At 71.2% G+C, this 6,726-nt stretch carries 8 protein-coding genes; all 8 read right to left on the minus strand.

Annotated features, from left to right (window positions below):
- On the minus strand, positions 1–1,498 hold a 1,498-nt coding region (locus tag I5E_RS03335), incomplete at its 3' end, for a glycoside hydrolase family 32 protein (protein ID WP_022905742.1).
- A gap of 101 nt (positions 1,499–1,599) precedes the next feature.
- Positions 1,600–1,911, minus strand: a complete 312-nt coding sequence (locus tag I5E_RS03340; RefSeq protein ID WP_022905743.1) for a twin-arginine translocation protein subunit TatB — start codon at positions 1,909–1,911, stop codon at positions 1,600–1,602.
- Positions 1,912–1,942: 31 nt separating this feature from the next.
- Positions 1,943–2,155, minus strand: a complete 213-nt coding sequence (gene tatA, locus I5E_RS03345) for a twin-arginine translocase TatA/TatE family subunit (RefSeq protein ID WP_022905744.1) — start codon at positions 2,153–2,155, stop codon at positions 1,943–1,945.
- 52 nt (positions 2,156–2,207) lie between these two features.
- Entirely contained in the window at positions 2,208–3,011 is an 804-nt protein-coding gene (gene tatC / locus I5E_RS03350; RefSeq protein ID WP_022905745.1) for a twin-arginine translocase subunit TatC, read from the minus strand.
- On the minus strand, positions 3,008–3,943 hold the full coding sequence (locus I5E_RS03355; protein ID WP_022905746.1) for a carbohydrate kinase family protein: 936 nt from the start codon (positions 3,941–3,943) through the stop codon (positions 3,008–3,010). Before I5E_RS03355 ends, tatC begins: the two co-directional genes overlap by 4 nt.
- A gap of 40 nt (positions 3,944–3,983) precedes the next feature.
- Entirely contained in the window at positions 3,984–5,459 is a 1,476-nt protein-coding gene (locus I5E_RS03360; protein WP_022905747.1) for a glycoside hydrolase family 32 protein, read from the minus strand.
- Complete coding sequence (locus I5E_RS03365) at positions 5,456–6,364, minus strand: carbohydrate ABC transporter permease (protein WP_022905748.1); 909 nt, start codon at positions 6,362–6,364, stop codon at positions 5,456–5,458. The genes I5E_RS03360 and I5E_RS03365 overlap by 4 nt, the downstream gene beginning before the upstream one ends.
- Positions 6,361–6,726 (minus strand): carbohydrate ABC transporter permease (locus I5E_RS03370; protein ID WP_022905749.1); only part of this gene is annotated, 366 nt, incomplete at its 5' end. The genes I5E_RS03365 and I5E_RS03370, both read right to left, overlap by 4 nt.

Below are 6,726 nucleotides of genomic sequence, written 5' to 3' on the forward strand. Positions count from 1 at the left end.
TGTCGTCGACGATCTGGACCTGGGCGTCCTCGCCCCGGTACGCGGAGGCGTCGAGGCTCGCCCACCGGAGCGTGCCGGTGCCGTCACCGGTGACCGACTGCACGACCTTCCCGCCGACGACGAGGTTGACCGCCGTGGGGTGCGGCTGCCCCCACGGGTGGTCCCCGCCCGCGATCTGCAGGTCGACGTACGGCTTCGTGATCGTGAACGTCCGCGATGTGATCGTCCCCGTCCCGGTGTCGCCGGCAGGCGTGAAGGTGTCGAGCACCGAGCTGCCGATCTGGTTCGGCAGGGACTCCTGGGTCGGACCGGCACCGACGAACGCCCCGGTGGCCGTCCATCCCGTTCCGTAGGTGGGTCCGGCGAAGTCGGCGAGGACGGTGCCCTCGGGGACCGTCCCGGCGGGGACCGCGCCCGGAACGGCGGGGCTGTCGCCGCCACCGACGAGGAAGTTCAGCCGCTTCCCGCGGACCGTGAACGGCGCTGAGGTGAGGGTCCCCGTCGATGCGTCACCACCGGCGAAGCTGTCGACGAGGTACCGGCCCTGGTACCCGCTGACGTCCTGCTGGTCGGGGAGCGCGCCCGCCGCTGGACCGGTGCCGAACGCGGAACCGGTCGCCGTCCACCCGGCGTAGATGCCGGACTCGAAGTCGGCGACGTCCGTGCCACGCGGCGCCGTGTAGGTGGCGGGTCCGTCCGGTGTGAAGGACGTCCCGTCGAACTGCCCCGTGAAGTACTGGACGCCGGTGCTGCCCACGCTGACGGTGAGGACCCACTTCGTCCTCCGGCGGTCGCCGTCCACCGGCAGGGAGTAGAGGTCCGGCATCTCCCACACACCGCTGGTCGCACCGTGCGGGCCGAAGTCGCTCGCGTGCGTCCACGACCGGAGGTCCTTCGACGTGTAGAAGGCGATCTTGTACTGGTCGGAGAGCGTGACGGCCATCACCCACTGCTTCTTCGGCGCGTACCAGAACACCTTCGGATCGCGGAAGTTCGTCGAGTGGAGGTCGAGGACCGGGTTGCCGGCGTACCGGGTCCAGGTGCGGCCGTGATCGGTGCTGTACGCCATCGACTGCGTCTGGATGCCGGTGCCCGCCTGCACGCTCGTGTAGAACGCCACCATCGCGGGGTGCCGCTTCGTCCCGAGGCCGCTGGTGTTGCCGGTGTCCACGACCGCTCCCCCGGAGTAGAACGCCGAGCTCCCGGGGTCGGGCTCCGGACCGCGCACGGGGATCTTCTGCCAGTGCACGAGGTCCTTGCTGACGGCCCCCTCCCACGTGCCGTAGCTGAACAGGTACCAGAGGCCGTCCTCGTGGACGAGCCCGTTCGGGTCGCCGATCCAGCCGGACGGGAGCGAGTAGTGGAACTGGGGCCGGTACGTCTCGTGGTACTGGCGGGTGTCGGCTTCGCTGGCGGTGGCGGTCACGGACGCCAGGACCAGCGCGCCCGTCACGGCTGCCGCCGCGATCGCGCCGAAGCGCTGCAGTGGTCGGAACATGGTGGTTCGAGCCTTCCTCTCTGAAGACCTTCTCGGGAGTCGTCGGGACGACGGGGGTGCGAGCGCAGGGTGTCAGCCGTGCGGTTCGCGAGCGCAGGGTGTCACTCGTGCGGTCCGCGCCCGCCGGGCGGCGTCACGGACAGGTGGTCCGGCTGCTCGCTCGCGGACGGTGTCGACGGCGGTTGGGTGAGGGCGTCACGGATGATCCGGCGTGGGTCGTACCGACGCGGGTCGAGCTCGGACCAGTCGATCTCGACACCGGTCTCCTCCTCGACCTGCGCCTTCGTGGCGTCGGCCCACCGACGGAGTCGTCGGATGAAGACGGCGAGTTGCTGCGCCGCGCCGACGAGGCGATGGGGGCCGAGGAACACGGCGGCGACGATCCCGAGGACGATCAGCTTGTCGACGTCCACCGCACGCTCCCGTCGGACCGGCGTGGTCGGGTCATTCGGTGGGGGTCGCCGGGGCCGCTTCCGGTGCGGGAGCCGCGGTGTCGGACGCGGGACGGTGCTGGTCGCCGTCCCGCACCTCCCGCCGGAAGATCGTGAGCGACTGTCCGAGGCCCTTGGCGAGCGCCGGCAGCTTCGTGGCGCCGAAGAGCAGGACGACGATGCCGAGGATGACGAGTAGGTGGATGCCGGTGAGGTTGCCGAGCACGGTGTTCTCCTTGGGTGGACGGGATGGGGGATGCAGGACAGGAGGGTGCGCGTCAGTCGACGGCGCGCGAGGCCGCTGCGAGACGACGCTCGAGGCGACGGTCGTGCAGCCACGCGACGGTGCACGCGGCGAGGTAGAGCACGACCATGGGCACGGCCAGCAGGAACATCGAGGCGACGTCGGCGGACGGCGTGACGAGGGCGGTGAAGACGAGGATGCAGAGGACCGCGATGCGCCAGGCGCCCCGGATCGCCGCCGCCGAGAGCACCCCGACGACGTTGAGCAGGACGAGGAACACCGGGAGGACGAAGGCGATCCCGACGGCGAGCACGAGCTTGATCGCGAAGTCGTAGTAGGCCTTCGCGTCGACGATCGAGGTGTCCTGGTGCGCGACGAAGCTGCCGAGCACCTGCACGACGTGGGGCAGGACGGACCACCCGAACCAGCACCCGCCGAGGAACAGCGGGATCGCCGAACCGAGGAACCCGACGGCGTGTGCCCGCTCCTTCCGGAGCAGCGCGGGGACGACGAACGCCCACGCCTGGTGGAGCCAGACCGGACAGGCGAGGACGACGGCGATGGTCAGGGTGATCTGGAGGCGGAGGTCGAAGGCCCCGCTGATCGCCGGGAAGTTCAGCTCGGCGGTGTGCCCGCCGATGCCCGTCGCGAGTTCGGCGACCGGGGCACGGAGCCCCGCGAGCACGGCGGGTGTGAGGAACCAGCCGGCGACCGCCGCCACGGCCACGGCCAGCGCTGCACGGGCGAGCCGTCGGCGCAGTTCGTCGAGGTGCTGGCCGAGGGACATCGTGCCCGTCGTGCGGCGCCGTGCCCCGTCCGTGACGGTGGGCGCCGTCACCGCTCGGCCCTCGGTGCGCCGGCGAGGTGGATCTCGTCCGCCGTCGGCAGGTCGGCACCGCGGCGACCGACCGTGATCGCCGCGGCGGTGGAGCAGGTCCGCCCGAGCACGGTCAGCGCCGCGCGGTCGAGGGGCCCCAGCGACGATCCGTCGGTCGGCTGCGCCCGGTCCCCGGTGAGCTGCCGGACGAGCGTGGCCGTGTAGGTGTCGCCGGCACCCACGGTGTCGACGACCTCCACCGGTTCACCCGGGACCGACACCCGCTCGTCCGCCGTGGCCAGGACGGACCCCGAGGCACCCGTGGTGATCACCGCGAGTTCCGGCCCGAGGGCGAGGATCGAGCCGAGCACCGCCTCGGGGTCGAGCGTGGGCCAGAGCCACGCCGCGTCCTCGTCGGAGAGCTTCACCACCGTCGCGCGGGTCGCCAGCTCCTCGAAGCGGGCGCGGGCACCATCCCGGGTGCCGAGCAGGGCGGGACGGATGTTCGGATCGAACGAGACGGTGCCGCCGGCGGCCGTCGTCCGCTCCGCCGCGGCCAGCACCGCTTCCGCGCCGGGGTGCAGGAACGCGCCGATCGACCCGACGTGCAGCCACTCCGGTGTCCGTCGCAGGGGCGGGAGGTCCCACTCGATGTCGAACACGTAGGAGGGCTGCCCGTCGGCACCGAGCTGCACCGTCGCGGACGACGTGCGTGCGGCGCCGAAGGCTCCGTCGACGAGCCGCACACCCGAGGCCGCGAGGTGCTCCGCGATGCGGTGCCCGCGGTCGTCGGGACCGAGCCAGGTGGCGAACTCGACGTCGGCGCCGAGCCGTCCCAGGCCGAGCGCGACGTTCGCGGGTCCTCCGCCTGGTACCTCGCGGACGTGTCCGGCTCCGTCGTGGACGACGTCGACGAGTGCCTCCCCGGCGACGGTGATCACCGACACGGGCATCCCCGTCCACGAGCGGCGACGCTGCCGCGTTCCCAGGGCATCAGGCCGGCCCGGATCCCGCGACGACCACCGCCGGCGCGGGCGTCACCGGTGCCACGGTCTCCCCGAGCGACCACCATCTGGCACCGGCCGGCGCCTCGACGGTCCACGGGGGTGCCTGCAGCGGGTAGACCCGGGTCGTGACGGATCGACCGGCACTGGTGAAGACCTCGACGACGGAGCCGTCGAGCAGCACCCGGACCGCCGGCCTGTCGGCCGCGGCGTCGAACGCGTCACGGACCACGGCAGGGCTTCGGTCGGCCCGGTGGTCCGTGCTGGCGCTGGACCGGTCGACGGTGAGCGTGCCCGCGGCGGCGTCCACGACGACGTCGAGGAACTCGTCGTCGGAGAACCGGACCCGGATGCGGCCGGTGACCGGGAGCTCGAGCACGATCTCCGCCTGGGCGCCGATGGTCTCACCGCGGTCCGAGGGCACCGTGTCGGGGCGGAGCGCGTCGACGGCCGGGTGGGGTTCGGTGCGGAGGCGGCCGTCCGCGACCCACGCGCGGCGTGGCAGGGAGATCGCGCCGGACCAGCCCGCCTGCTCGGTCCACTCCGGTGTCCGGCCCTCGGTGACCCAGCCGAACAGCACCGACCCCCAGGACCCTGCCCGCATCACCGAGGCCGCGTAGAAGTGCTGGCCGTCGTCGATCCGGGACGGCTGCGGTGCACCGGTCAACGGCACCGCGAGCACGTCGCCGGGTCCCTCGGCGTGGGACCAGGACGCGACGATCGCCACGTCGGTGCCGTCGACCGTGATGACCTGGGGGCACTCCCACCCCTCGCCGGTGTCGATGCCGTCGACCGTGCCGCGGGGCATCGCGACCAGGTCGCCGACGAACGTCCAGTCGACGCCGTCGGTCGAGCGGTAGTGCCGGACGGAGGCCACCTGGTCGACGTCCGCGGCACCGACGGCCATCGACCACCCGTCCCCGTCGGCCCAGACGAACGGGTCGCGGAACATCGTGATCGCCTCGTCGGCGGTGGGGTCCCGGACGACCTGGACGGGCGCACCGAAGGTGGCCCCGCCGTCGGTTGACTCGGCGAGCAGCACCGACTGGAACGGGCTGTGGTCGACCTTGCCGGAGTAGTAGGCGCGGACGACGCCCTCGTGCAGGACCGTGTTGCCGGACCACGCACCCCCGGAGTCGGCGCCACCGGGCACCGGCACGATCGCCGGACGGTGGAGCGTCCAGTGCACGAGGTCGTCGCTCGTCGCGTGCCCCCACTCGACCGGGACGTCGAGGTCGACGCGCGGCCGGGACTGGAAGTACAGGTGGGCCTGCCCGCCGATGTCGATCGGGCCGTTCGGGTCGTTGACGTACCCGCGGGGCAGTCGGACGTGGAACTGCGGGAGGTGGTGGTCGGCTGGTGCGATCACGGTCGGTGCTGCTTCCTGGGACGGAGTGGGGACGGCGCGGGCGTCGGCCGAGGCAGCCGCTGCCGGAGGCGCCTCGGTCACGGGCGTGTCGGTCATCGGGACGACCCCGCCGTGACGCCCTCGATGAAGTACCGCTGGGCGAAGACGAACAGCAGCACGCTCGGGATCATCGTGAGGACCACCCCGGCGAGCACGACCGAGATCGAGCCGGTCCCGAGGTTGCCCTGCAGCCCGACCAGTCCGAGCGGCAGCGTGAAGGTCTCCTGCTGGTTGAGGAAGATGAGCGGCCGGTAGTACTCGGCCCAGAACGCCGAGAAGTTCAGGATCGCGAGCGTCGCGATCGCCGGGCTGGCCATCCGCGAGTACACGTGCCAGAAGACGCCGAACTGTGTCGCACCGTCGATGCGGGCCGCCTCGCCGAGCTCCCGCGGCATCTGCATGAAGTACTGCCGCATCAGGAAGGTGCCGAACGCGCTGCCGAGCGCGGGGACGATCAGGGAGGCGATGGAACCGGTGAGTCCCATGTCCTTGAGGATGACGAAGACGGGGATGATGATCGTCTGGATCGGCACCATCATCGTGGCGAGGAAGATGCCGAAGATCGTGTTCTTCCCCGGGAAGCTGATCATCGCGAACGCGTAGCCCGAGAGCGTGCAGGTGATGGTCTGCCCGACGACGATCAGGAGCGTGACGATGACGCTGTTGACGAAGAACTGGCCGATCGGGATCTGGTTGAACACCGCCGCGTAGTTGCTGAAGTCCCACGAGAGCGGGATCCACTGCGGCGGGTTGTTGAACGACTCCGCCGGTGTCCGGAGCGACGTGGTGAGCGTCCAGAGCAGCGGTCCGAGCGCGAACACCGCCGCGATGATCAGGATGACGAGTCCGATCACGCTGCCGACGGTCGCGACCGGCCTGCGGCGACGGACGATGTGGGCGACGCTCGGTTGCGCGACGGTCTCCGGCGCGTGGAGCGGGTTGAGGACGTCGGTGGTCGTCATTGGTAGAACACCAGCTTTCGTGCGGCGATGAACTGGATCCCGGTGATGATGCCGATGATGACGAGCAGCAGGATCGCGATGGCGGAGGCGAACCCGAACTGCAGGTTCTGGAAGCCCGCCTGGTAGAGGGAGATCGTCGCGGTCGTCGTCGCGGTGCCCGGCCCGCCCTTCGTCATGATGAAGGGCTGGTCGAACAGCTGCATCGCGTTGATCATCGCGATCACGGTGGCGAACAGGATCGTCGGGCTGATCAGCGGGATCTTGATGCGGAAGAGCGTGCGCCACGGTCCGGGCGCGTCGATCGCCGCGGCCTCCTGCACGTCGACCGGGACGGACATCAGGGCGGCGACGAACAGGACGAA

This window comes from Curtobacterium sp. B18, assembly GCF_000333375.1.
Taxonomy (GTDB): domain Bacteria; phylum Actinomycetota; class Actinomycetes; order Actinomycetales; family Microbacteriaceae; genus Curtobacterium.